The sequence below is a fragment of the Streptomyces clavifer genome, from assembly GCF_036345975.1.
GTDB lineage: Bacteria > Actinomycetota > Actinomycetes > Streptomycetales > Streptomycetaceae > Streptomyces > Streptomyces clavifer.
On record NZ_CP107793.1, the window covers coordinates 6,048,012 to 6,073,348 of the forward strand.

Here is a 25,337-nt window from a genome sequence, read left to right on the forward strand (position 1 = left end):
TGCCGCGGCGGGTTCCCGACCCGGGCGCGGCACCGGCGCACACCGGACCGACGGCGGCCCACGAGGGGCCGCGGCCGGGCCCGTCCGCGGATCAGGCCGTGCCCGCCTCCCGCACCGCTGCCACCGTCTTGCGGGCCGCCACCAGGACCGGGTCCCAGACCGGGGAGAACGGCGGGGCGTAGCCGAGGTCGAGCGCGGTCATCGCCTCCACCGTCATCCCGGCGGTGAGGGCCACCGCCGCGACGTCCACGCGCTTGGCCGCCCCGTCGCGGCCCACGATCTGCACGCCGAGGAGCCGGCCCGTGCGGTACTCGGCGATCATCTTCACCGTCATCGGCTGCGCTCCCGGGTAGTAGCCGGCCCGTCCGGTGGACTCGATCGTCGCCGTGACGTACCGCAGACCGACCGCCCGCGCGTCCTTCTCGCGCAGCCCGGTCCTGGCGATCTCCAGGTCGCAGACCTTGCTCACCGCCGTACCGACCACGCCCGGGAAGGTGCCGTAGCCGCCGCCCACGTTGGCCCCGATGATCTGGCCGTGCTTGTTGGCGTGGGTGCCCAGCGCGATGTGGCGGGTGCGGCCCGCCACGAGGTCCAGGACCTCGACGCAGTCGCCGCCCGCCCAGATGTTGCCGTGGCCCACGACCCGCATCGACAGATCGGTCAGCAGCCCGCCGTGCGGGCCGAGCGGCAGGCCGGCCGCCCGGGCCAGGGCGGTCTCCGGCTCGACACCGATACCGAGCACCACCACGTCCGCCGGGTGGCTCCCGTCGTCCGTGGCGACCCCGGTGACCCGGCCGTCCGGGCCGGTGTGGATGCGGGTGACCGCGGCGCCGTTCACCGTGGTGATGCCCAGCCCGTCCATCGCGTCGTGGACGAGGCGGCCCATGTCCGGGTCGAGCGTCGCCATGGGCTGGGCCCCGCGGTTCAGGACCGTCACCTCGAAGCCGCGCTTCAGCATCGCCTCGGCCATCTCGACGCCGATGTAGCCCGCGCCGACCACCACCGCCCGGCGCCCCTCCGCCCGGTCCAGCGAGTCCAGGAGTGCCTGGCCGTCGCCCAGCGTCTGCACCCCGTGCACCCCGGGGGCGTCCATCCCGGGCAGTCCGGGCCGGACCGGACGGGCCCCCGTGGCGATCACCAGCTTGTCGAAGCCAGTCCAGTACGTCTCGCCGCTGTCCCGGTCCAGCGCCCGCACCCGCTGCCCGGCGACATCGATCTCCGTCACCTCGGTGCGGGTGCGCAGGTCGATGGAACGGGCCCGGTGCTCCTGGGGCGTACGGGCGATCAGGTCGTCGCGCTTCTCGACGTCGCCGCTCACCCAGTACGGGATGCCGCAGGCGGAGTACGAGGTGAAGTGGCCGCGCTCGAAGGCGACGATCTCCAGCTCGGCCGGCCCCTTGAGCCTGCGGGCCTGCGACGCGGCGGACATTCCCGCCGCGTCGCCCCCGATGACCACCAGTCGTTCCGCCGCCATGCCGGGTCCCTTCGCCGCAGTGTCAGGGAGACCACGCTACGACGCTCACGGGGCGGGCGGGGCCTCCGGGGCCGGTGCCGGGGCCGCGGTGGGCGGTGCCGGACGGTGACGTCGCTGCAGACGGCCTCGCAGGAGACGCCGGAGGGCCAGCAGCACCACCGCCGTTGCCAGGAAGGGAGCCGCGGCACCGATCGCCACCGCGATCCACCGGAGCATCGTCACGAACGCGTCCCAGCCGCCGGCCAGCGCGTCCAGGAACCCGGTGTCCTCGTCCTCGGGTTCCTCCCCGTCCTCGTACGGCTCGCTGAGGTCGAGCGTGATCGTCGCCAGTGAGGTGCGGTCCTTCAGGGACGCCTGCTGGGCGAGCAGCGACTCCAGGTCGGCCTGACGCCTGCTCAGTTCACCTTCCAGCGTCACCACATCGGTGAGTTTCTCCGCCTTGTCCATCAGGTCCCGGACCCGGACGACACTCGCCCGCTGGGTGGCGATGCGGCTCTCCACGTCGACGACCTGACCCGTCACGTCCTTCGCGTTCGACGTGCGGGACTGCAGTTTTCCGGTCCCCGCGAGCTCGCGCAGCACCGCGTCGTACCGGTCCTGGGGCACGCGCAGCACGAGATGCGACATCTCATGGGTGTCGTCGACGCGTTCCGTGGTCTCCTCCGAGACGAGGCCGCCGGCCCTCTCCGCAGCGCCACGGGCGGCGGCGACCGCCTTCGGCACGCTCCTGACCTCGACGTCCAGGGTCGCGGTGCGGATGACGTGGACCGCGGCGGCCCCCGGCTTCGGCGCGGCCGGGGAGCCGGCCGCGGACTTGCCGGCGGCCGGCTTGCTGTCCGACTCCGCGCTGCCGCCCTCCGCGCCGGATGCCGGGCCCCGTCGGTCGGAGGCCGCGACACCCTTCTCGCTCGACGAGCTGTCGAAGGAGTCCGAGGCACCGCAGGCGCCGGTGCCCAGCAGGACGACGAGCAGCCCGGCGGCCAGGACCGCGCGAGAACGGTGCGCGGGGCGCAGGGGCGGGCCTACGGGTGGATGACGGTCGGTGTGGCGGTCGATCTGCATAGCGAGTCCCCCAGGGCCGTTGCTCTTGATGCCGGTTCGACGCACGGGGCCCCTGTGCGGGTTTCGCCCCAGGGGTTTCGAAGCGGTCACGTTCGGGACTCGGAAGGGGGTTTGAGAGAGTGGACCCATGCAGTCTCCTCTTCAGCGCGACACCACGCGTACGGGCCACGTCGTCGTCATCGGCGGTGGCATCGCCGGACTCGCCGCCGCCCACCGGCTGCTCTCCACCGGTCTCCGGGTCACCGTCCTCGAGGCGACCGAGCGGCTCGGCGGCAAGCTGATGACCGGCGAGATCGCGGGAACCCGCGTCGACCTCGGTGCCGAGTCGATGCTCGCCCGCCGCCCCGAGGCGGTGGAGCTGGCCACCGCGGTGGGCCTCGGCGGGCGGCTGCAGCCGCCCGCCACCGCCACCGCGTCGGTGTGGACCAGGGACGCCCTGCGCCCCATGCCCAAGGGGCACGTGATGGGTGTGCCCGGCGACCCGGCGGCGCTCAGCGGTGTGCTCTCCCCGGAAGGGCTGGCCCGGATCGCCCAGGAACGCGACCTCACCCCGACCGCCGTCGGCGACGACGTCGCGGTCGGCGCGTACGTCGCCGACCGGCTCGGCCGCGAGGTCGTCGACCGGCTCGTGGAGCCGCTGCTCGGCGGGGTGTACGCGGGTGACGCCTACCGCATCTCGATGCGCGCAGCGGTACCGCAGCTCTTCGAGGCCGTGAAGGAGGGCGGCTCGCTCCTCGACGGCGTCCGGCGCGTCCAGGAGCGGGCCGCCGCCCGGCAGCAGACCGGACCGGTGTTCCAGGGCATCGACGGCGGCATCGGCACCCTGCCGGACGCCGTGGCCGACGCCGTGCGCGCCGGGGGAGCGGAGATCCTCCTGGCCACCCCCGTGCTCGGGCTGACCCGGACCGTGCGGGGCTGGGACGTACGCACCGACACCCGGGTGATCGACGCCGACGGCATCGTCCTGGCCACCCCGGCCTGGTCGGCGTCCACGCTGCTCGCCGCCGAGAGCCCGGCCGCCTCCGTGGAACTGGCCGCCGTGGAGTACGCCTCGATGGCCCTGGTCACCCTGGCCTTCCGGCGTTCCGACATCGCTGGGACGCAGGCGCTGCACGGCCGTTCGGGTTTCCTCGTCCCGCCCGTCGACGGACGCACGATCAAGGCGTCGACCTTCTCCAGCCACAAGTGGCAGTGGGTCGCGGACGCCGCCCCGGACCTCTTCGTGCTGCGCACCTCCGTCGGCCGGTACGGCGAGGAGGAGCACCTGCACCGCGAGGACTCCGAGCTCGTGGACGTCTCGCTGAGCGACCTGGCCGCAGCCACCGGGCTGGCGGCACGGCCGGTCGACACCGAGGTGACCCGGTGGATCGGCGGCCTGCCGCAGTACCCCGTGGGGCATCTGACGCGGGTCGCCCGGATCCGTGACGAGGTCGCCAGGCTGCCGGGGCTCCGGGTCTGCGGAGCGGTGTACGACGGGGTCGGCATCCCCGCCTGCATCGCCAGCGCCCGACGGGCCGCGGACGAGATCACCCGGGACCTGACGGGGGCGGACGGGGGCGGGAACGCGCGGAAGATCGCAGAGGAGATCATCGCCACGCCGACCCGGGTTCAGGGCACCCGGAGCGAGGCGGGACAATAGCCGTATGAGTGCGCCAGAGAAGCTTCCGAACGCAGGCAAGAAGGCCAAGGACCTCAACGAGGTCATTCGCTACACCCTGTGGTCCGTGTTCAAGCTGCGAGATGTGCTTCCCGCGGACCGCGCCGGTTACGCCGACGAGGTCCAGGAGCTCTTCGACCAGCTCGCGGCCAAGGACGTCGTCGTCCGCGGCACCTACGACGTGTCCGGTCTGCGGGCCGACGCCGATCTGATGATCTGGTGGCACGCCGAGACCTCCGACGCCCTCCAGGAGGCGTACAACCTCTTCCGGCGCACCGCTCTGGGCCGCGCTCTGAAGCCGGTCTGGTCGAACATGGCGCTGCACCGCCCCGCCGAGTTCAACAAGTCGCACGTGCCGGCCTTCCTGGCCGACGAGGAGCCGCGCGGCTACGTCAGCGTGTACCCCTTCGTGCGCAGCTACGACTGGTACCTGCTCCCGGACGAGGACCGCCGCCGTATGCTCGCGGACCACGGCAAGATGGCCCGCGGCTTCCCCGACGTGCGCGCCAACACCGTGCCCTCCTTCTCGCTCGGCGACTACGAGTGGGTCCTGGCGTTCGAGGCCGACGAGCTGTACCGCATCGTGGACCTCATGCGTCACCTGCGGGCCTCCGAGGCACGGCTGCACGTCCGTGAAGAGGTCCCGTTCTACACGGGGCGCAGGAAGTCCGTCGCAGACTTGGTGTCCGGTCTCGCATAACCAGCGTTTCCGGTCACCCCGACCCGGAAGATCAGTTGGCGGGCTACGGCGCGTGTGACGCCGCCCGTCGTTCCAACGACACCGGGTCCGGCTCCGGGCACATCGGCCCAGCGCCGGCGAACTGCGGTGGTCTGCGGGGGAGTCAGCCATTCCTCCCCGCAGGCCCTCGCTCCTCGCCGCGTGCGGCCGATGTGCCCCGGGCCGAACAGGCACCGCATCGGGGCCGCTCCCGTCGAGGGGGCGGCCCTTTCGCCGTCCCGGCCCGTCAATGGCTCGAAAGTGCCGAGCGACCGCTGCGCAGGGCCGCCCGCAATTCCGGGTCCTCCACGGCCGCCACGCCCCGTACGGCCACCGCCGCCAGCAGGTCGCGGTCCGCGCCGTGTTCCGGCGCCGGGAGCGAGTCCAGCCACCGCTGCCCGGACGGCGAGGCCCAGGGGCTGCAGGGATGGGCCTCCACCCGCGCGATGGCCAGGCATCCCAGCGTCAGTACCAGCGGCAGCCCGAACCAGGCCACCACCGGCCCCGCGTACGCGGGGTCCTGACCCGGCAGCAGCACGGCGGCGACGGCCAGCGCCACCACGAGCACGGCCGCGCCCCGTACCGCCCGCACGGCCGACGCCAGGGTCGTCCGGGTGCCGTGCGGTACGGCGAGGCCCGCGGCCACGAGCCGGTCGGCGAGGGTGCGCACGGCGTCCGCCGCAGCCGCGGACGCCCGGATCGGCGCTATGCGGGACTGCCCCTCCGGGCCGATCGCTCGGATCACGGTGCGCTCGACCTCGTCCCGGCCCTCCGGGTCGACGACCGTCGCCCAGCCCGTGTGGGCGAGCAGCAGCCGGCGGCGCAGGTGCATGGAGAGCAGCGCCAGGTCGGCGACCCGGTGCGGGCCGCCGGCCAGGAAGGCCGTCTCGTACAGGTTGAGTTCGTGGAGCACGGGTTCGCGGGCGGCCTCGGCCGGCCACCGGGCCGCGCCCGCGGTGACGAGGCAGAGACGGATGCAGGAGACGGCCGCGGCGCCCCACGCGACCAGAAGAAGCACGACCCAGAGCATGGCGGATTTGTATGCGAGATGAGTGGGGGGCGCCACTGTCTGTTCACGATATGGACGAAGTGTGGTCACGCGCGGTCATCGGTGGCTGAATCCGCATGCTCGGCAGCTGTCGCCGCCCGCGACCCGGATCCGTACGTTCAGGAGCTGCTGCCGCAGCTGGAACCACCCCCGCAGCTCGACCCGCTGCTACTGCCGCAGCTCGACCCGCTGCTGCTCCCGCAGCTCGACCCGCCGCCCGATCCCCCGCCGCAGCTCGATCCGGAACTGCAGGAGGAGCCCGTTCCGTGGCCGCCGCCGCCGTCGGAACTCCCGCAACTGCCGTTCCCGGGGCCCGCACCGGCGCACCACATCACCGGCAGGACCACGCCGCCGGCGTACGAGTCGGCCGACGGGGAGTGCGACGGCGAGGGGAGCCGGGCGGAGGGATGACGTGCGGCTGCCAGCAACTGCCCCCGGAGCTCGGGGTCGACGAGTGCACGCAGCCCCGCGGTGGCCACCAGGTGGGCCGGGTCCGCCACATGGGCGTGGGCGGCCCGGTATCCGTGGGCGGCCCGGCGCCCGGCCCCGGTGACCCGGGCCCTGGCCGACGCGGCGGTGAGGAAGCCCACGATGCTCCCGGCCACGAGTGCCGGAAGTACCTTCACGATGAACGGGAACGGCATGTCCGCGTAGCCCTCGTGCAGGGCGTACTGGACGAAGGTCAGCACCAGGCTGACCGGGAGGGCCACCGTGCACCCCACGCCCTGGACGAGCGCCCACCGGCGGCGGTTCCGGCTCTCGCCCGGTGCGACCATCAGGCCGCGGGCCGCGAGACCGTCACCGATCTCCTGCACCGTCGGGTGCACCATCACGGCCTGCCGGAGCGTGTGCAGGGCCCCGCTCGGGGCGGCGGCCAGCTCCTGGAGCACGGCACGCTCCACCGGGTCCCGGGCCTCGGCCCGCTGCAGGACCACGATGCCGGGGCCACCGATGACCAGGCGCCCGTCCGTGTGCAGGGCGGTGAGCGCGGTGTCCACGACCCGGGCAGGGCCGCCGTTGAGGAACGCCGCCTCGGAACGGTCGTGCACGTACCCGTCGGCACCGCCGCGACGGCCGGCGCTCTGGGCCGCCACGATCAGGAGCGTCGAGGAGACCGCCACGGCGAGGGTCATCAGAAGGGCGAGGGCGTTCATCGGGGTCACCTTCCCATCAGGGCGGCACGGGCCGCCCGGGCGATCCTGGTGGTCCGGCGCGGCGGACGCGGAGCCGCCCGGTCCTGCCACCAGTGGGTCAGCCTCAGCCGGGCCGCGTCGTCGGCCGGACGGCCGACGACGAGGAGCTGTTCGGCGAAGTCCAGGGCGTCACGGCGGTACCCGGCGGACATGGGCCGGGACCCGGCGTAGCCGAGGAACGCCGTGCGGTAGCCGTCGCCGAGGATCTCCGGCAGCTCCGGGGCCACCTTGGCGACGACATCGGCCCGTTTCGCGGCCAGGGCGCGGCTCTGCACCCCGAGCCGCCGGTGGTCGAAGCCCTCCGGGGCGGGCGTGCCGGCGACCAGTGAGGAGAGCAGCGCGGCCTGGGCCGTGCCGACCCGCAGACGTGCACCGGCGGTCCGGCCGGCCGGCTCCGACGGCCGGGCCGGCCGCCGCCGCGCGGGCGCCGGGGTGCCGGCCGCTGTGGCCAGGGTGGCGCGGATCGCGGTCAGTTCGCCGGCCAGCTCGGCGGCCGGCGGGAAGTCGTCGTCGCGCTCCAGCAGGACGCCCGGGGGGTCGACCCGGGAGCGGAGCTCGGCCAGCACGTCCAGGACGGGGCGGGTCACGGGGTGGGCGTGCGTGTCGTGCCAGACCCCGTCCTTCTCGACGCCGCCCGCCACATGCACGTACGCGATGGCCTCGACCGGCAGTTCGTCGAGGGCCGTCGCGGGGTCCTCGCCCCGGTTCACGTGGTTGGTGTGCAGATTGGCCACGTCGATCAGCAGCCGGACCCCCGTCCGCTCGACCAGTTCCGCGAGGAACTGCCCCTCGGTCAGCTCCTCGCCGGGCCAGGAGACCAGCGCGGCGATGTTCTCCAGCGCCAGCGGTACGGGCAGCGCGTCCTGCGCGATCCGGACGTTCTCGCAGAGCACCTCCAGCGCGTCCCAGGTCCGGGGCACGGGCAGCAGGTGGCCCGCCTCCAGCCCCGGCGACGCGGTGAGCGGCCCCCCGGCCCGTACGAACGCGATGTGCTCCGTCACCAGCGGTGTCCCCAGCAGCACGGCCCGCGCCGCCAGGTCGGCGAGGCGGCCCGCGTCGGGGCGGTCGGCCCCGCCGAGGCCCAGCGAGACGCCGTGCGGGACCACGGTGACGCCGCGCTCCCTGAGCCGTTCGAGCGACGCGGGGAGGTGGTCGGTGCAGATGTTCTCCGCGACCGCCTCGACCCAGTCGATCCCGGGCAGCGCCTCGACGGCGTCCTCGATCTCCGGCCGCCAGCCGATTCCCGTTCCCAGCTTCATCCCGTCCCCCTCATCGGCTCCGCCGCTTCGTACGGGGGTGATGGCCCCGCCGGGCGGTGGTGAATCCGAAACAGGGGACGTTCAGAGCTGGATCTGAGGTTCCCGGCGTCACGATGCCGTGATCAGGGCTGTGGCAAGGGCTCCATCGTGGGCGGCACGGGGCGTGAGGTGAACGACTGGTCGCCGCTCGGAGTCACCGGCACCGGGACCTGCGGGACGTTGCCGCCCGAGGACATGGGCGGGCCCGAGGGGCTGGCCGTCGAGCTGCCGGCCGCCTCACGGGCCAGGCCGTCGAAGTCGACGAAGCCGGTGCGCTCCAGCATCGTGATGTGGTCCAGGACGGTCTGGTTGGCATCCGAGGCCAGCTGCCGGATGAGCGCGTTGCGCGTGGTGTGCCTGACCTCGGCGATCAGTGCGAAGACCTTGCCGTGCGCGGCCCGCAGCAGATTGGAGAACTTGCGCTCGTACTCCTCGCCGCTCGCCGCCGTGAGCTCGCGCAACCAGCCCTGCTGCACCTCCGTCGGCTGGTTCGGCAGCTCCACCCCGAGCTTGGCGGCCACGTCCCTGGCCCGCCGGTCCAGGTCGGTGTGGCCGACCACCAGGTGGTCGCCCGCCGCCTTCATCGCCTCGCTCGGTGCCCGCTCGATCGCCTGCTGCCCCGCGGGCAGTTCCCACAGCCCCGCGAGGCGCACCTTGACCAGGAAGTCGCGGTCCGTCGCCGAGAGCGGGCCCCACTGGGTGGCGACGCTGGAGGCGTTCAGATTGGCCTCTCCGGTGCCCGAGCGGTCCGAGTAGGACCACACGGGATAGGCGAGTGCGCCGAGCGTGGCGACCAGTGCCGCGATGATGAGGGCCGTTCCGTTGATGCGTCGCAACACGTATGTCTCCCGGGCCGATGTGTGACAGCTCTGAATCAACCGCCAACTGACTCGGCGTTCAACCTACTTGGCGGTAATGCCGGTGCGGCAGTACCGGGAGATACGTACATCGGCGCAGGGATGTTCAACAGCACCGGCGGATCTTCCGCCGGGAGGCCGCACCGGCTCGGACGCGCGGCCCCACGCCCGCCCCGGGGCCCCGCGTTCAGCGGCGCAGCGCCGGATGGTCCGCGACCACCGTGCAGGAACCCGGCGCGATCTCGGTGAAGCCGGCGTCCCGCACCACCGGCAGCCCGCTCACGGTGAGCTCCCGCCAGAGGTCCGGGTCCGGGGTGGCGACGGAGAGCGGGAATCCGGCCTCCCGCCAGGCCTTGCGCTCCGTGTCCGACAGCTCCCACCAGGCGAGCTGTGCGCCGTGCCCGGCCTGGGCCATGGCCTTGCCCGCCGACATGCCGACCTCGGGATTCATCCACAGCACCGGAGCGTCCCGATCGGGCGCGGCCGGGGGCTCGGGGTCGTCCAGGTCCGTGCCCGACACCTGGAGCTTGGCCAGTTCCCTGGGCCAGGCGTCCAGGGGCACCGGCGGGAACACCCGTACCTCCGCGTGCTCGCCCGCGACCGTGATCCCGGGCAGCGCGGACGCCTTGCGCCACTCCGCACCCCGGGCACGCCGCACCACCTTGCGGATCCGGGCGTCCTGCCACTCCCGCATGACCTGCGCCCACTCGCCCCCGCCGAGCGCACGCTCGTCGGAGAGCATCGTGAGCACCGCGCGCGCCGCGGTCCGCAGCGCGTCGGTGCGCGCCGGCGGATCCGTCTTCTCGATGTGCACCACCAGCGGCAGCACGAACTGCGGCGCCTCGTCGCGGGAGGTCGGCTCCGTACGGAACGGGCTGTCCGCGGGATCCGCCGGAACGGACTCCCGGTCGGCCCCGGGAGGGGACTCCGGGGTGGGCACGGTAAAGGGCTCGGGACGGTCTTCGCTGCTCACGGGCTCCAGTCTGCCAGGCCCGCGGAAACCGGTCCTTGCTGGAACGAAGGGGTCCGGGTGAGGATGCGGGGCATGAAGAGCGACCTCTTTTCCAGCGAGCACATGGCCCAGCAGGCCACCGCCCCCGGTATGACCCTGCAGAACTCCAAGTCCATCAAGTACGCCGTCAACGGTGAGATGCACGCGCGTCAGGGGTCGATGATCGCGTTCCGCGGCGATCTGCAGTTCGAACGCAAGGGCCAGGGCATCGGCGGCATGCTCAAGCGCGCGGTCACCGGCGAGGGCCTGCCGCTCATGGCGGTCCGCGGCCAGGGGGAGGCGTGGTTCGCCCACGAGGCGGCCAACTGCTTCATCGTGGAGATGGAACAGGGCGACGTCCTGACCGTCAACGGGCGCAACGTCCTCTGTTTCGACGCGAGCCTCGCGTACGAGATCAAGACGGTGAAGGGTGCCGGAATGACCGGCGGCGGTCTCTTCAACAGTGTCTTCAGCGGCCACGGCAACCTCGGCCTGATATGCGACGGCCAGCCCATCGTGATCCCCGTCACGGCCCAGCAGCCCGTGTACGTCGACACGGACGCGGTCGTCGGCTGGAGCGCCCGGCTCTCCACCACGCTGCACCGTTCGCAGAGCTTCGGCTCGATGGTGCGCGGCGGCTCCGGCGAGGCCGTCCAGCTGATGCTGCAGGGCGAGGGATTCGTGATCGTCCGCCCCAGCGAGCTCAAGCCGGAGAAGGCGTCGGCCAACTGAGCCCGCGCGGGTGAGTACGCTCGGACGCATGGACGACTCGTACTGCGCGACGCCCGCTCCGGCCCCCGTACCCGCGGACGCGGGCCCGCCGTACGCCGCATGCGTGCTGTGCCGGAAGCCGACCGAGTTCCCGGAGTCGACGAAGGGCAGCACCCTCTGCCCGGTCTGCGCCTGGCAGGAGGCGGGCCGCACGGCCTGCTCCGGGTGACGCGGGCGGGCGGCGTGCGCGGCGGGTCCGCCGTGTGTGCTCAGCCCCGCGTCAGCTCGGAGACCTTGACGAAGCGGTAGCCCCGCTCGCGCAGCTCCGGGACCACCCGCTCCAGCGCCTCTTCGGTGACGGGTGCGGCGCTGCGGGTGCAGTGCATGACCACGAGGGATCCGGGCTTCACCCCGCTCAGCACCTGCTCGGCCACCGCCTCCGGGTCCGTGGCGAACGCGTCCCCGCTGACCACGTCCCACTGCACCGCCGTGACCCCGGTCGGCGCCAGGGCCTTCAGCGACGCGTCGTCGTAGCAGCCGCCGGGGAAGCGGAAGTACGGCACGACGTTGCGTGCCCCCGTCTTCCGGATCGCGGCGAAGGCCCGCTCCACATCGCTGCGCATATCGGCCTTCGCGACGGCCGGCAGCCCGTAGCAGGGCGAGGAGAAGGCGTAGTGGCTGTACGAGTGGTTGGCGATCTCGAACAGCGGATCGGTGCCGATCGAGCGGGCCTGGGCGGGGTACTCCTGGGCCCACCGCCCGGTCATGAAGACCGTCGAGGGCACCTTCAGCCGGCGCAGCAGCGCGATGAGGCCCGGGTTGTCGAAGTGTTCGCCCGCCGAGGCGCGTGGCCCCTGATCCGCCGTCATGTCCGCGTCGAAGGTGAGCGCCACGGTCTTGTCGGCCCCGGGGGCGCCGTCGCGGGAGCCGGCGGCCCGGCGCTCGAAGACCGGGGTCAGGCCCTCCGGCCCGGGAGCCATGGTGGGCGGCCCCTGTCGCGCCTCGACCGTCGCGCCGGGGCCGGGGCTGGGGCTTGCCGGGGGCGCGAGGGCCGCCGTGCGCGAGTCCTCCCGGCCGCCGCAGCCGGTGAGGACCGCACCCAGCACCATCAGTGCTGTCATCGTACGAACGGATTTGATCACCGGGAGACGTTAGCTGATGAGGCATCAGAATCCGGTCGCGGCACTCCGGGCCTCCACGTCCCGCACCACCGGCGGCCCCTCGCCGCGAGCTCCCGCCCGCGGCGTCACGGTGCCGGGAACCACCGCGGGGCCGGGCAGCCACCGCTGCCCGGCCCCGCGGCCCGTTACCCGGCCGCTCAGCGCCAGGGGCCCGTCACGGCGAACGTCGTGCCCGGCGTGTAGCAGTTCACGAACATCGTTCCGCCGTCCGGCGAGAACGTGACCCCCGCGAATTCGCCCCACTCCGGGTCATCGGCCGTCCCGGTGTTCTGCCGCCCCCGCGCCATCGGATAGACCTCTCCGCGCCGCGTCACCCCGAGCACGTGCTGTGCGCCGCCGCCGTCCTCGCACACCATCAGCCCGCCGTCGGCGGCGAGGCAGATGTTGTCCGGGGACTCGCCGGGCAGCTGGATGTCCGTGTCCGGGCCGAAGACGACCACCAGCGTGAGCCGGCGCCGCTTGGGCTCGTACCGCCAGACCTGGCCGAAGTGGTCGGCGGCCGACCCCTCCGAGCTGTGAGCGAAGCTGGAGACGAAGTAGACGGACGAGCCGCCCCAGTAGCAGCCCTCCAGCTTCTGGGCGTGCGTGACGCCCCTGGGCCCGAAGTCCTGCAGCCGGATCGGTGTCTCGGTGGCCTGCGGATCGGGCACCGGGACCCACTCGACCCGGTCGAAGCTCGCACCGGTCTCCTGGACCACGGACAGGTCGGGCAGTCCGGGGACCCTCATGGCTTCGAGCGCGCCCCCGGCCCGCAGCGAGCCCGTGCCGCCGAGCGGCTTCTCGGGCAGGAAACGGTAGAAGAGCCCGAACGGCCGGTCGAACGCGTCCTCCGTCTCGTACACGACCCCGTTCTTCGGGTCGACCGCGATCGCCTCGTGCTGGAAACGGCCCATCGCGGTCAGGGGGACGGCCCCGGTGCGGCGCGGATCGGCACCGTCCACCTCGAAGATGAAGCCGTGGTCCTTCGTGTAGCCGTTGGTACCGGCCTTGTCCTCGGTCTCCTCGCAGGTCAGCCAGGTGTTCCACGGGGTGGGCCCGCCCGCGCAGTTGACCGCCGTACCGGCGATCGCGACCCTCTCGCCGAGCACGTTGCCCCGGCTGTCGAGCTCCAGGGCCGTACAACCGCCCTTGCCCATCGGGTCGTACGTGAGGCCCTCGACCGTCGGGACGCCGATCCTGCCGGTGACCCGGTTCTCGTGGTTGCGCACCAGATGGACCCGGCCGCGGCGGCCCGCGAAGGCGGCCATGCCGTCGTGATTGCTGGGGACCGGGCCCTCGCCCGAGCGGAGCGGGTCGCCCTCGCGGGAGAGGACCCGGTAGCGGAAACCTTTCGGCAGATCGAGCAGGCCTTCGGGATCCGGCACGAGGGGCCCGTAGCCGCTGTGGCCCCGTGCGGCGGCCGTGCCGGCGAAGAGTTCGGTGAAAGCCCCGGCGAAGGCGATCGAGGCAGCGGTCGCGCCGCTGCCGGCCAGGACCTGTCGTCGTGTTGCGAGTCGTCGTGGTGCGGATGACATGAGGCAACTCCCTGTTGGCGGACAGGTGTAGTGACCCGCATGTGTGTACCACGCGTCGTGTCGCGCGGGAACCATGCGGGCCACCGTGCCTCCCTGTGCCCCTGGGGCGGAAGTGCCCTCAGAGGCCCGTGGGATCAGGCCAGCGACGCGGTGAGCGTGATGGTCGTGCCCGTGAGCGCCTGGCTGACCGGGCAGTTCGCCTTGGCGTCCTCTGCCGCCTTCACGAAGCCCGCCTCGTCCAGGCCGGGAACCGTGCCCTCCACCGTGAGGTGGATTCCGGTGATGCCGGTGCCGGGCTGGAACGTGACCTCGGCCCGGGTGTTCAGCTGGGTGGGCGGGGTGCCCGCCGTGGCGAGGCCGTTGGAGAGTGCCATCGAGAAGCAGCTGGAGTGCGCGGCCGCGATGAGCTCCTCCGGGCTGGTCTTCCCGTTCGCCTTCTCCGCGCGGGACGGCCAGGAGACCTGGAACTCCCCGACCCCGGAGGAGTCGAGGGTGACGACGCCCTTGCCCTCGAGCAGGTTGCCTTCCCAGACCGTGTGCGCCTGACGCGTGGTAGCCATGCTGGATCCCTTCAAACGGTGTGCGCGGTCAACGGCGCGTACGAGGCCCTCGGGGGCACCTCGCACGCGGTACGCCCCCGAACCTACTGCGCCACCAGTCCCTTTGCGTCACGCGCCAGTGCCGTCAGCCGGGAGATCGCCCGGAAGTACTTCTTCCGGTACCCGCCGTTCAGCATCTCCTCGCTGAACAGCCGGTCGAACGGAAGACCGGATGCGAGCACCGGGACCTCGCGGTCGTAGAGCCGGTCCGCGAGCACCACCAGACGCAGCGCCGTCGACTGGTCGGGCACCGGCCGCACATCGGTGAGGCAGACCGCCGTGAGCCCGTCCGTCAGCGCCCCGTAGCGGCTCGGGTGGACCCGGGCGAGATGGTCGAGCAGCGAGGGGAAGTCGTCCAGGGACGCGCCGGCGGTGGCGTACGCGGCCCTGGTGACCTGCTCGTCGGAGTACGGCGGCGGGGCTTCGGGCAGTCCGCGGTGGCGGTAGTCCTCGCCGTCGATCCGCAGCGGCCGGAAGTGGGCGGAGAGCCCCTGGATCTCGCGCAGGAAGTCGGCGGACGCGAAACGGCCCTCGCCGAGCTTGCCGGGCAGGGTGTTCGAGGTGGCGGCCAGCGCGACCCCCGCCTCCACGAGCCTGCTGAGCAGGGACGACACCAGGACGGTGTCACCCGGGTCGTCCAGTTCGAATTCGTCGATGCAGAGGAGCCGGTGGCCGCCCAGGGTCTGCACGGTCTGCTGGAAGCCCAGCGCGCCGACCAGATTCGTCAGCTCGACGAACGTGCCGAAGGCCTTGAGCTCGGGTGCGGCCGGGGTGGCGTGCCAGAGTGAGGCGAGCAGGTGGGTCTTGCCGACGCCGTAGCCGCCGTCTAGGTAGACGCCCCGCGGGCCGGTGGGTGCGGCGGCCTTCCTGCCGAACCGCCCGCCCGTCGCCCGCCACCAGCCCTCGCCGGAGGCGTTCCGCGCCCGCCCCTTCCTGCCCGCCCCGCTGGCGTGCGCCCCGCCGAGCCCGCCGGCGAAGTCGCTGAGCACCTTGACGGCCTCGGTCTGGCTGGGCTGACCCGGGTCGGGTTCGTACGTATCGAAACGCACCGAGTCGAAGCGCGGCGGCGGCACCATCTCCGCGACCAGGCGGTCGGCGGGGACGCGCGGCTCGAGGGCGCACAGGGACTGCGGGGCCGTTTCGGCTATGGGGCTCTGCCCCGGCACGGCGGTGGAGGACGACACAACTCTCCACCTTAAGGGCCGTGCCAGACTGCGGAGCATGCGACGCCTGCTCCCTGTGACGGACCTGACACCCACGCCCGCCGGAACCACCCCGGTCACGGATCGGGAGTGGACCCTCGACGAACTGGCCGACGCCTACGCGTACCCCGCGGGCGACGGCGCCTGGCTGCGCGCCAACATGGTGACCACCCTGGACGGCGCGGCCCACCACGACGGGCGCTCCCAGGGCATCTCCTCCCCGGCCGACATGCGCGTCTTCGGCACCCTGCGGGGACTGGCCGACGCGGTCGTCGTGGGTGCCGAGACGGTGCGCAAGGAGGGTTACCGGCCGGCCAGGGCACGGGACGCCTTCGCCGCGCGGCGTGCTGCCGCCGGGCAGGGACCCGCCCCCGCGATCGCCGTCGTGAGCGCGAGCCTGGACCTGGACCTCTCGCTGCCGCTCTTCGTGTCGCCCCTGGTCCCCACCCTGGTGGTCACCGGGGCCGGGGCGCCGGCCGACCGGGTCCGCGCGGCCCGGGAAGCGGGCGCCGAGGTGCTGATCGCGGGCGACGGCGCCGCGGTCGAGCCGGCGCGCGCGGTGGCGGAGCTCGCGGCGCGCGGGCACACCCGTCTGCTCACGGAGGGCGGGCCTCGGCTGCTCGGTCAGTTCGTGGCGTCCGGGGTGCTGGACGAGCTCTGCCTGACCCTGTCCCCGACGCTCGTCGCCGGGAACGCGCAACGGATCGCGGGCGGCCCGCCGGTGACCGTGCCGGAACGTTTCTCCCTCGTGTCGCTGCTGGAGGAGGCAGGATTCCTCTTCAGCCGGTACGGGAAGATCCGACACTGAGCGGAATTTTCCGTTCCGGTTAGCTCCCGATGGGCACACTTAGTCCTGCAACCCCGTGCAATTGCGGGGAAGGATGGTTTCAGCAGCAGTGGCCGTCCAGGGCCGACGAGATGAAACGGAAGGGCGCCTGCCGTGTTCAGAAGCGTATTGATGATCGAGAAGCCCCTCACTCCCGAGGACGTGGACTTCGTCACGACCCTCCACGGCGAGGAGCAGATCTCGTTCGTCGTACTGATGCAGCCACGCGGTGACCAGGCCGACGTCCTGCTCCGGGCGATCGACGACGTGGCGCTCGGTGAACTGAGAGAAGCGGTCCGCGAGGGTGAGGAACCGGAGGGCAGGGCGGCGCAGGAGCCCGCCGCGGTCGCGCTGGAGTACTCGCTCCAGGAGCTGCGCAAGGCGGGCTCCGAGGCTGTCGGACAGGTGGTCGAGGACCATCCCCTGGACAAGCTGAAGTCCGTGGTCGAGGACTCGGGGGCCGACGAGGTCATCGTGCTGACCGCACCGCACTACGTGGAGGAGTTCTTCCACCGCGACTGGGCCTCCCGGGCCCGGCACAAGGTCGGCGTACCGGTGCTCAAGCTCTTCGCGCACAGCGAATAGGCTGGGGCGGACCTCACCCACCTCGCATCTTCGGGAGACACACGCATGGCACCCGGTATTCCTGCCGCCCTGGAACGGCCGCACTTCATCGGCATCGGCGGCGCCGGAATGTCGGGCATCGCCAAGATCCTCGCCCAGCGGGGGGCGAAGGTGGCGGGCAGCGACGCCAAGGAGTCCGCCACCGCGGAGGCCCTGCGCGCGCTGGGGGCGACCGTCCACATCGGGCACGCCGCCGGTCATCTGGCGGACGACGCGTCCTGCGTGGTCGTCTCCAGCGCCATCCGCCCGGACAACCCCGAGCTGGCCCGCGCCGCGGAGCTGTCCGTCCCGGTCGTGCACCGCTCCGACGCGCTCGCCGCCCTGATGGAGGGCCTGCGCGCCATCGCGGTCGCCGGCACGCACGGCAAGACCACGACCACGTCGATGCTCGCCGTCGCCCTGTCGGAGCTGGCCCTCGACCCCTCGTACGCCATCGGCGGCGACCTGGCGGGGCCCGGCACGAACGCCGCGCACGGCGGCGGCGACATCTTCGTCGCCGAGGCCGACGAGAGCGACCGCAGCTTCCAGAAGTACGACCCCCAGGTCGCGATCGTCCTCAACGTCGAGCTGGACCACCACGCGAACTACGCCTCGATGGAAGAGATCTACGACTCCTTCGAGACGTTCGTCGGCAAGGTCGTCCCGGGCGGCACACTCGTCGTCTCCGCCGACCAGCCCGGCGCGGTGGAGCTGACCCGCAGGGTCCGCGACATCGCGTCCCTCGACGTCGTCACCTACGGCGAGTCCGAGCACGCCGACGTACGCGTCCACAAGGTCACCCCGCGCGGCCTGACCAGCGAGGTCACGGTCGTCCTCAACGGCAGGTACCTCACCTTCACGGTCTCCGTGCCCGGCAGTCACTACGCGCACAACGCGGTCGCCGCCCTCGCCGCCGGTGTCGCCCTCGGCATCCCGGCCCACAACCTGGCCTCCGCGCTCGGCAAGTACACCGGAGTCAAGCGCCGCCTCCAGCTCAAGGGCGAGGCGGCCGGCGTCCAGGTCGTCGACTCGTACGCGCACCACCCCACCGAGATGGCCGCGGACCTGGCGGCCATGCGCGGCGCGGCCACCGATGCCCGCCTGCTCGTGGTCTTCCAGCCCCACCTGTTCTCCCGCACCCAGGAGCTCGGCACCGAGATGGGCCAGGCGCTCGCCCTCGCGGACGCCTCCGTGGTGCTGGACGTCTACCCGGCCCGTGAGGACCCGATTCCGGGCATCACCAGCGCCCTGATCATCGACGCCGCGAAGGCGGCCGGGGCCGACGTCACGGCCGTCCACGACCAGGCGGAGGTACCCGCCGTCGTCGCGGGAATGGCGAAGCCGGGCGATCTGGTTCTCACCATGGGAGCGGGCGACGTCACCGACCTCGGCCCGCAGATCCTGGACCACCTGTCGAGCTGAGGGAGCCACCGTGTCGTACGACGTCGAGAAGCCGGACGAGCAATGGCGGGCGGAGCTGAGCCCCGCCGAGTACGCGGTGCTGCGCAAGGCCGGCACCGAGCCCGCGTTCGTGGGCGAGTACACCGACACCAGGACCGCGGGCGTCTACTCCTGCCGGGCCTGCGGGGCGGAGCTGTTCCGCTCCGACACCAAATTCGAGTCGCACTGCGGCTGGCCGTCCTTCTACGACCCGAAGGACACCGAAGCGGTCGAGCTGATCCAGGACACCAGCCTCGGCATGACCCGCACCGAGGTGCGCTGTTCCCGCTGCGGCTCGCACCTGGGCCACGTCTTCGAGGGCGAGGGCTACCCCACGCCCACGGACCAGCGGTACTGCATCAACTCGATCTCGCTGACGCTGGCGCCGGACGAGGGCTGACCCCGCCGGGCCGGGCGTGCTCCGGTGCCGAGTCGTGCGGAACGGCCCGCCGGGGTTCCCGGCGGGCCGTTCCGTGTGGCGGGGTGCTCCCGGCGCCCATCCGTGGGCGAGGGGCCCCACGGGCCGTCCCGGGTGGGCCGACCCTCGCTTCCGTCGGTCCGGACGCGCGGGCGCGGTCAGGTCTTCACGAGCTCGGACTCCTGCTGCGGCACCGGGATCCGGCGCTGCAGCTGCTCGCCCTCGATGTCGAGGTCCGGCAGGACCCGGTCGACCGCCCGCGGCAGCCACCAGGCGGCTCGGCCCATGAGGTGCATGACGGCCGGCACCAGGGCCATCCGTACGACGAACGCGTCGATGAGGACACCGATCGCCAGGGCGAAGCCCATGGACTTGATCACGGGGTCGTGCATGAAGATGAACCCGCCGAAGACGGCGGTCATGATCACCGCAGCGGCGGTGACGACGCGGGCGTTGTGGCCCACACCGCTGACGACGGCCTCGCGGGCGTCCGCGCCGTGGACGAAGTCCTCCCGCATCCGTGAGACGAGGAAGACCTCGTAGTCCATGGCCAGCCCGAAGAGGATGCCGATCAGGAGGATGGGCAGGAAGCTGACCAGCGGTCCGGGTGTGTCGAGGCCGACCAGCTCCGCCAGATGGCCCTCCTGGAAGATGGCGACGGTGATGCCGAAGGTGGCGCCGATGGTCAGCAGGAAGCCCAGTGCGGCCTTGACGGGTACCAGGATCGACCGGAAGACGAGCATCAGCAGCAGGATGGACAGCCCGACCACCAGCAGGAGGTAGACCGGCAGGGCTGCGGCGAGCTTCTCGGAGACGTCGATGCCGATGGCGGTGGCACCGGTCAACGCGATGGCGGCGCCCTTCACGTCCTCCACCCGGTCCCGGACCGCATGGACGGTGTCCTCGGTCGCGGCGTCCGTGGGGCCCGTCTCGGGGATCACGGCCAGCAGGGCGGTGGTGCCGTTCTCGTTCATCTGCGGTGCGGCGACGGCGAGTACGCCGTCGGTGTCCGTGATGAGCGCGGCGGCCTCCTTGACCGCGGCGCCGGTCGCCTGCGCGCTGTCGCCGGACACGACGGCGATCAGCCGGCCGTTGAATCCCTCACCGAATCCTTCGGTGGTCAGGTCGTAGGCCTCGCGGTTGGGCGACCCCACCGCCTCGGTGCTCGCGTCGGGCAGCGAGAGCCGCATGTCCTGCACGGGCAGGGCGAGAGCGCCGAGCCCGACCACTCCGAGCACGAGGACGGGGACGCGGAGGGAGGCCACGATCCGGCCCCAGCGGAAGCCGAAGGCGGTCCCGGCCTCGACGGGGGCGGGGGCGGCTGCGGGGTCCCGCGTCCGGAGCTTGCGGGGCAGGACGCGTGCGCCCGCGAAGCCGAGGGCGGCGGGCAGCAGTGTGAGGGACACCAGCACGGCGAGGGCGACCGTGGCGGCGGCCGCCAGTCCCATGACCGTAAGGAAGGGCACACCGGCGACGGCGAGCCCCGCCAGGGCGATGACGACCGTGGCACCCGCGAACACGACGGCCGAGCCGGCGGTGCCGGTCGCCCGTCCTGCCGCTTCCTCCCCCTCCATGCCCTCCGCGAGGTACTGGCGATAGCGGGAGGTGATGAAGAGCGCGTAGTCGATACCGACGGCCAGGCCCAGCATGAGCGCCAGGATGGGTGCGGTGCTGGTCAGTTCCACGGTGCTGCTGAGGGCGAACAGTCCGGCCATGCCGGCCGCGACGCCCACCAGGGCGTTCAGCAGGGTCATACCGGCCGCCACCAGCGAGCCGAAGGTGAGGACCAGGACGAGGGCGGCGACCGCCACACCGATGGCCTCGGTCGAACCGATCTCCGGCACGCCCCGCATGATCTCGCCGCCGTGCTCGACCCGGAGGTCCGCGACGGACGAGCCCGCTTCCCTGAACGCCTCGCGCTGGGCGTCGGTGATGTCGTCGGTGACCGACGCGAACTGCACCTGGATGAGGGCGTAGCGGCCGTCCTGCGAGACGGCCTTGGACACGAACGGGTCGACGACCGCGAGGACACCGGGAACCTTCCCGGCCTCCTCGGTCACCGGCGCCACGGCCGAGGGTGTGAGCTTCGTGCCCTCGGGTGCGGCGACGACGATCGTCCCGGTGGCGCCACCCGCCTGCGGGAATTCCCGGGAGAGCGAGTCCAGGGCCTTCTGGGACTCGGTGCCCGGTATGGAAAACTTGCTGGTGGTGGGCCCCATGAAGGCTGCCGCGCCTCCCCCTAGCAGGGCGAGCAGCAGAAGCCACAGGGCGAGGACACGCCCTCGGCGGCGGAAGGAGAGCCGGCCGAGCCGGTACAGCAGGATAGCCATGCTAAAGAGGCGTCTTTCTCTTCGGTCTGGACGACTTCTGTTCAGCTGGTGGGATGTCCGAGGGTTCTGAGTGCTCCTCGGACCAGTTCGGTGCGCATGGTGTCCCGTGCGACGTCGACCTCGGACGCGACCGTGACGGCCACGCCCCCGATCACCATCTGGGCCGTGACACGCGCACGCGGTTCTTCGGACCGGCCGGCCAGCGCGTCCGCGAGCTCACCGACGGCTTCGGGGATGACGGCGAGCACCGGGTGGCCGAGCATGTCGGGCAGTTCGGCGAAGATGATCTTCACTTCCAGGTGGAAGCGCATCGCCAGGCCGACGTAGCCCGCCACTGCCGCCTCGACGGCCTGATCCCCGTCCAGCACCGCCAACTCCTGGCTCAGGGCGGAAAGTCCCTCCGCCGGTGAGGTCAGCAGTTCGGTGAGGATCGCGTCCTTGCCCGCGAAGTGGTAGAGCAGGGAGGCCTTGGAGCAGCCCGCCTCGACGGCGATGTCGTTCAGCGAGGTCCCCTTGAAGCCGTGCTCGGCGAAGAGGCGCAGGGCCGAATCGAGGATGTGACGGCGCATCGCGGAGGGCGGACGTGGCATGGGCTCACCGTAGCTGACCGATCGGTCAGCCCTGACCGATCGGTCAGGCGTTTCGCGTGACACCCATCACTCGGGCGCAGGCCGTCCGGTCCTGGTGCGTGAGGCTCGGAGGGCGGCACTCACCGGGACTGCGGCGCCGCGGGCGCCGTGCGCGGAGAGCCCCTCGGCCGGCCCCGGACTGTCGGACCCGCGTGGCAGGGTGGGTCACGGACGGGGGAGCCGTTCGCGAAGGATTCCGAACGGCCCGAGGAGCAGCACGTGAACGACCCCGGCACCGCCCAGGCCGCCCGCCGCACGAAGCGGACACGCTCGGACCTCGCCGTCATCACGGCCTGGTGGCGCGGGCTCGGAGACGACGGGTTCCTCGTGCTTCCGCCGCCGACCCGGAGCCGCTACACGCAGTCCGACGGCCACGAGGACGCCGCCGAACTCCTCGCGGTGCGGGGGCTCACCGGCCCCGTCTCCTTCGCGTACTGGCACTGGCAGTCCCACGGGCGGGCCTTCGGCCGCTCCGGTGCCCTGGAGGGTGAACTGCTGCTGCACTGGGGCGGGGACCACGCCGTCACCGCCGCCGGGCTCGGCGAGGGGCCGACCGGTTTCCGGGTCGTCGACGGCGGACCGAAGGGCGCCTTCCAGCTGGACCGGATCACCGGCCGGGACGACGCGGGCCTGCCCGACCCCGCGGACGCCGACGGGGTCCGGCAGTTCCTCGCCGCGCTCGACGAGCCGCTGGACCGCACCACCGCACCCTTCCGGTACCGGCCGCTGTCCGCCGCCGAAGCCGCCTGGCTCCACGAGCGGCTGCGAGCCCCCTTCAGCCTCTCCGACGCGACCCGCTTCGCGGTCTCGTTGGAGCGGCGGGACGAGCTCACGCCCGATGAGACGGAGCTGCTGCTGCGTGCCTGGCGGGAGGAGTACGAAGGGCGGCTCGCGGAGTGGCCGGCATGGAGGGAGTTGCTCCACGCGCTGCTGCGCCATGGTGATGAGGAGGCGTGGGAGATCATCGCCGCCCTCGGCTCCCGGGCGGCCGAAGTCCTGCCCCGAGTGCCGTCCGAGCGCGGCCTGGCCACGGCGCGAGCGTTCGCGCTCGGCGGCGACAGGGCCGCGGTCCGCCCCTGGCTGGCACTCCACCGGTCGCTCCGCGAGCCCGACGCGATACGGGCCACAGCCGCCATCGCGGCGGAACTGGAGGCGCACGACGTACCGGAGTCCTCACTGCGGGGGTTGCACGACGCGCTGACCGGGGCCGTCACGTCCGACTGGCGCCGGGAGACGGGCGAGGCATACCGGGCGGGCCGGTCCTACGCGGCCCTCGCGGCGGTCCGATTCGCCCTCGACGAACGGCTGCCGCGCGCCCTGCGGGCCCTCGCCGCTGACGCGGCCCGGGACCGGGTGGACCTCGTGCGCGAGGAGGCGCTCCGCCCCGGCGCGGCCCCGCTCGCCGGCACGGACACCTCCGAAGTGCTGGCCGACGTGGCCCGCTACGAGGCAGCCCGTGACGGGCTCCTGTCGGGCACCGGCCCGGACCTCACCGCCTCCGAAGGCTCACTGGGTGACGTGTGGCACCGGTACCGGACACTCACCGAAGCCGACGTGAGCTGGCTGCGGGGCAGGACGGCCGCCCCGGAGACGGGTCTGCAGGGGCTCGGGTTCTGCCTCGAACTCCTCCTCGCCCACGGCGTGGCCACGGCGTCCGATGTCGATGCGCTGCTGCCGCACCGCCTGAAGGACCTCACCAAGAAGTACCGGACCACGTACACCGAATGGCGCCACCCGCTCGTCACCCTGACCTGTCTCGCTCTGGACCTGGACCATCCGGTGGCGGGAAAGCTGGTCTCCTGGTGGAACGGGGCCCGGCCGCTCTGGAAGGACGAGCTGCGGCTGCTCACCCACCTCGGCGCCCCCGACGAGGCCAAGGCCGCCGAGCTGTGGGACTTCGTCACGTCGCCGGTCCACGACGTCGGCCAGCTGATGACCTGGGTACTGGTCCGGGCCCGCCTCGACGGGGAGCACCCCCTGCTCGTGGCCGACCGGCTGCTCGGCACCCCGGGCATCCGCGAGTACGTCCTGCACCGGGTGCTGATAGCAGTGGCCGACCCCGGACAGCCGCTGTGGCACTACAGTGTCGACCCCCGCAGCTGGAGCTGGTGGCAGCGCGCCCTGGAGGTCGCGGAGCACCCCGGCCTCTCGGCCGAGGCCCGCTCGGTCGGCCTGCGCGCCGCCCGTCAGCACTCTCTGGTCCGCTCTCCGGACCTGGTGAGCCCGGCGCCGACCGAGGCCGTACGTGAGGCGGCCCGGTCCTGGATCGAGCGGCACGCCGACGGGTGAGGAGCGGCCGGGATCGTGTCGCCGAGGTGGCCGGACGGCGTCCCTGACGCGTGTCGCCGACCGCGGCCACGACCTTCGACGAGTGGTGCCGCGCCCTCCGGGCCTGCGGCACCGCACCCGGGATCGCCCGTCGCGGCGCCCCGCACCGCTCAGGACCTGGCAGGGCACGCCGGGTCGCCGAGCGGACCTTCACCGGACTCCGCGGCGCCGGAGGCGCGACCACCTCGGCCGACTCCAGGTAGCGCTCGTCGAACTGCCGGCAGGACCCGCGCTCGAACGTCCACGGGTGATCTCAGGAGATCCCCTGGTCCCGGTCGGACTCCGAAGCCGCCTCGGCGCGCAGCAGCGGGTGCACGACCCCGGGGAACACCCGGGCCCGCACGACCTCCTCGGCCGACCCGCCCTGGATCACGGTCTCCGCGACGCCCCACGGCCGCCCGGCCAGGCGCACGGTCAGGGTGTACGACGACGAACAGCCCATGCACTCGTAGCGGTCCGCCCAGGCCTCCACGTCCGTGACGCTTCCCGGGTACCGCTTCACATGGCGGTGGCGGGCGTGGCAGTGGTCGCACGTCTCACCCGGCTCGCAGGTGCCGCCGCAGGGGCAGGGCACGTCCAGCGACTCGGCGGGCTGCCAGCGCTGGACGAGCATGGCGTCGCGGGTCGCGCCCATGTCCTTCATCGCCTTCAGATTGCGCGCGGCGACGTTGTACGACTCGCCGGTCGAAGCCATCCGGTCCCGGATGACGTCCTTGCGCCCGCGGTTCGTCGTCATGTGTTCCTCCTGGGTGTACGCAGCCCGCCAGGAGGCCCACGAAATCGTTCTCCCTACGGTACCTGCCGCCGCGCACCCGGGGCCCCGGGCCCGGCCGCCGCTCCGGCCGCCTCCGCCGGTGGCGCCCGGGGCCCCGGCCCCGTCGGCACGGCCCGTACGGTCCGCGGACATCCCTTGCGCCCCGAGTGTGATGTCTGTCCGAGATTCGAACCGAAAGGCAATTCTCTGTGATCCGCATGCACGGCGGCGCGCCGCCATCGAGCCAATTCGGCTTGAATCCCTCATGGGCTCCGGTTTTTCTGTGAAGCGATGGTGAATTGAATCTTCATACGCTGATGGGAAAATCCTCTGACCATGTCGAATCATTAATTGGCGAACCGGTCACGCGGCATATCCGAATGACTGAATCAATCCCTTGACCGTCTCTCGTGGTGCGCTCCACACTCGCAAGAGGAACTCATGCATCAGGAGCCACGAGCGCACACGGATGCGGATGGCCCTGCGAGACCGGATATCGCACGG

At 72.5% G+C, this 25,337-nt stretch carries 23 protein-coding genes; 9 read left to right on the forward strand and 14 right to left on the reverse strand.

Annotated elements, in window-relative coordinates:
- Nucleotides 1–91: 91 nt before the first annotated feature.
- Together OG927_RS26255 and OG927_RS26260 are read right to left on the reverse strand one after the other, a co-directional pair.
- On the reverse strand, nt 92–1,474 hold the full coding sequence (locus OG927_RS26255; RefSeq protein ID WP_209469482.1) for an FAD-dependent oxidoreductase: 1,383 nt from the start codon (nt 1,472–1,474) through the stop codon (nt 92–94).
- A 45-nt stretch (nt 1,475–1,519) separates the two neighbouring features.
- Complete coding sequence (locus tag OG927_RS26260) at nt 1,520–2,536, reverse strand: DUF4349 domain-containing protein (RefSeq protein WP_330320876.1); 1,017 nt, start codon at nt 2,534–2,536, stop codon at nt 1,520–1,522.
- A gap of 127 nt (nt 2,537–2,663) precedes the next feature.
- Here OG927_RS26260 and hemG point away from each other — a divergent pair, with 127 nt between their 5' ends.
- Together hemG and hemQ are read left to right on the forward strand one after the other, a co-directional pair.
- Complete coding sequence (hemG, locus tag OG927_RS26265) at nt 2,664–4,175, forward strand: protoporphyrinogen oxidase (RefSeq protein ID WP_330320877.1); 1,512 nt, start codon at nt 2,664–2,666, stop codon at nt 4,173–4,175.
- Nucleotides 4,176–4,179: 4 nt separating this feature from the next.
- Complete coding sequence (gene hemQ / locus OG927_RS26270; RefSeq protein WP_056791817.1) at nt 4,180–4,893, forward strand: hydrogen peroxide-dependent heme synthase; 714 nt, start codon at nt 4,180–4,182, stop codon at nt 4,891–4,893.
- Nucleotides 4,894–5,158: 265 nt separating this feature from the next.
- On the opposite strand, the gene OG927_RS26275 is transcribed toward hemQ, so the two are convergent.
- The 5 genes from OG927_RS26275 to OG927_RS26295 all read right to left on the reverse strand — a co-directional run bounded on the left by OG927_RS26275 (nt 5,159) and on the right by OG927_RS26295 (nt 10,247).
- The gene (locus OG927_RS26275; protein WP_056791819.1) at nt 5,159–5,941 is read right to left on the reverse strand and encodes a TIGR04222 domain-containing membrane protein; all 783 of its coding nucleotides are present in this window, start codon (nt 5,939–5,941) and stop codon (nt 5,159–5,161) included.
- Nucleotides 5,942–6,078: 137 nt separating this feature from the next.
- The gene (locus OG927_RS26280) at nt 6,079–7,113 is read right to left on the reverse strand and encodes a TIGR04222 domain-containing membrane protein (protein ID WP_330320878.1); all 1,035 of its coding nucleotides are present in this window, start codon (nt 7,111–7,113) and stop codon (nt 6,079–6,081) included.
- Nucleotides 7,114–7,118: 5 nt separating this feature from the next.
- On the reverse strand, nt 7,119–8,411 hold the full coding sequence (locus tag OG927_RS26285; RefSeq protein WP_330320879.1) for a DUF692 domain-containing protein: 1,293 nt from the start codon (nt 8,409–8,411) through the stop codon (nt 7,119–7,121).
- A 122-nt stretch (nt 8,412–8,533) separates the two neighbouring features.
- On the reverse strand, nt 8,534–9,286 hold the full coding sequence (locus tag OG927_RS26290; protein WP_199862765.1) for a DUF4142 domain-containing protein: 753 nt from the start codon (nt 9,284–9,286) through the stop codon (nt 8,534–8,536).
- Between the two features lie 208 nt (nt 9,287–9,494).
- Nucleotides 9,495–10,247, reverse strand: a complete 753-nt coding sequence (locus OG927_RS26295; protein WP_330321357.1) for a peptidyl-tRNA hydrolase — start codon at nt 10,245–10,247, stop codon at nt 9,495–9,497.
- Nucleotides 10,248–10,352: 105 nt separating this feature from the next.
- On the opposite strand from OG927_RS26295, the gene OG927_RS26300 reads away from it, so the two are divergent.
- On the forward strand, nt 10,353–11,030 hold the full coding sequence (locus tag OG927_RS26300; RefSeq protein ID WP_056791831.1) for an AIM24 family protein: 678 nt from the start codon (nt 10,353–10,355) through the stop codon (nt 11,028–11,030).
- Between the two features lie 28 nt (nt 11,031–11,058).
- Nucleotides 11,059–11,238, forward strand: coding sequence for a hypothetical protein (locus OG927_RS26305; protein ID WP_056791832.1), 180 nt, complete (start codon nt 11,059–11,061; stop codon nt 11,236–11,238).
- 40 nt (nt 11,239–11,278) lie between these two features.
- Here the strand turns inward: OG927_RS26305 and OG927_RS26310 are convergent, their stop codons facing one another.
- The 4 genes from OG927_RS26310 to zapE form a co-directional block, all read right to left on the reverse strand.
- Nucleotides 11,279–12,130, reverse strand: coding sequence for a polysaccharide deacetylase family protein (locus tag OG927_RS26310; RefSeq protein WP_330321358.1), 852 nt, complete (start codon nt 12,128–12,130; stop codon nt 11,279–11,281).
- A 197-nt stretch (nt 12,131–12,327) separates the two neighbouring features.
- Nucleotides 12,328–13,704, reverse strand: coding sequence for an alkaline phosphatase PhoX (locus OG927_RS26315; RefSeq protein ID WP_124280789.1), 1,377 nt, complete (start codon nt 13,702–13,704; stop codon nt 12,328–12,330).
- A 134-nt stretch (nt 13,705–13,838) separates the two neighbouring features.
- Nucleotides 13,839–14,264 carry an OsmC family protein gene (locus OG927_RS26320; RefSeq protein WP_056791839.1) on the reverse strand — a complete coding sequence of 142 codons (426 nt, stop codon included), beginning with the start codon at nt 14,262–14,264 and terminating at the stop codon, nt 13,839–13,841.
- Between the two features lie 83 nt (nt 14,265–14,347).
- Nucleotides 14,348–15,487 carry a cell division protein ZapE gene (gene zapE / locus OG927_RS26325; RefSeq protein ID WP_199862759.1) on the reverse strand — a complete coding sequence of 380 codons (1,140 nt, stop codon included), beginning with the start codon at nt 15,485–15,487 and terminating at the stop codon, nt 14,348–14,350.
- 37 nt (nt 15,488–15,524) lie between these two features.
- Here zapE and OG927_RS26330 point away from each other — a divergent pair, with 37 nt between their 5' ends.
- The 4 genes from OG927_RS26330 to msrB all read left to right on the forward strand — a co-directional run bounded on the left by OG927_RS26330 (nt 15,525) and on the right by msrB (nt 18,774).
- Nucleotides 15,525–16,313 (forward strand): pyrimidine reductase family protein, encoded by a 789-nt coding sequence (locus tag OG927_RS26330; RefSeq protein WP_241191699.1) that lies wholly within the window; start codon nt 15,525–15,527, stop codon nt 16,311–16,313.
- 150 nt (nt 16,314–16,463) lie between these two features.
- A complete protein-coding gene (locus OG927_RS26335) occupies nt 16,464–16,916 on the forward strand; it encodes an indole-3-glycerol phosphate synthase (protein ID WP_199862758.1) in 453 nt (150 codons plus the stop codon).
- A 45-nt stretch (nt 16,917–16,961) separates the two neighbouring features.
- Nucleotides 16,962–18,356, forward strand: coding sequence for a UDP-N-acetylmuramate--L-alanine ligase (gene murC / locus OG927_RS26340; protein ID WP_056791848.1), 1,395 nt, complete (start codon nt 16,962–16,964; stop codon nt 18,354–18,356).
- Nucleotides 18,357–18,366: 10 nt separating this feature from the next.
- Nucleotides 18,367–18,774, forward strand: coding sequence for a peptide-methionine (R)-S-oxide reductase MsrB (gene msrB, locus OG927_RS26345; RefSeq protein WP_056791850.1), 408 nt, complete (start codon nt 18,367–18,369; stop codon nt 18,772–18,774).
- Between the two features lie 176 nt (nt 18,775–18,950).
- Here msrB and OG927_RS26350 read toward each other — a convergent pair whose 3' ends face one another.
- Both OG927_RS26350 and OG927_RS26355 read right to left on the reverse strand, forming a co-directional pair.
- Nucleotides 18,951–21,122 (reverse strand): MMPL family transporter, encoded by a 2,172-nt coding sequence (locus OG927_RS26350; protein WP_330320880.1) that lies wholly within the window; start codon nt 21,120–21,122, stop codon nt 18,951–18,953.
- Between the two features lie 41 nt (nt 21,123–21,163).
- The gene (locus tag OG927_RS26355) at nt 21,164–21,712 is read right to left on the reverse strand and encodes a TetR/AcrR family transcriptional regulator (protein WP_056791854.1); all 549 of its coding nucleotides are present in this window, start codon (nt 21,710–21,712) and stop codon (nt 21,164–21,166) included.
- A 258-nt stretch (nt 21,713–21,970) separates the two neighbouring features.
- Between OG927_RS26355 and OG927_RS26360 the strand changes: the two genes are divergently transcribed.
- On the forward strand, nt 21,971–24,040 hold the full coding sequence (locus OG927_RS26360) for a hypothetical protein (protein ID WP_330320881.1): 2,070 nt from the start codon (nt 21,971–21,973) through the stop codon (nt 24,038–24,040).
- A 292-nt stretch (nt 24,041–24,332) separates the two neighbouring features.
- Here OG927_RS26360 and OG927_RS26365 read toward each other — a convergent pair whose 3' ends face one another.
- Nucleotides 24,333–24,815 (reverse strand): hypothetical protein, encoded by a 483-nt coding sequence (locus tag OG927_RS26365; RefSeq protein ID WP_124280784.1) that lies wholly within the window; start codon nt 24,813–24,815, stop codon nt 24,333–24,335.
- Nucleotides 24,816–25,337: the final 522 nt, after the last annotated feature.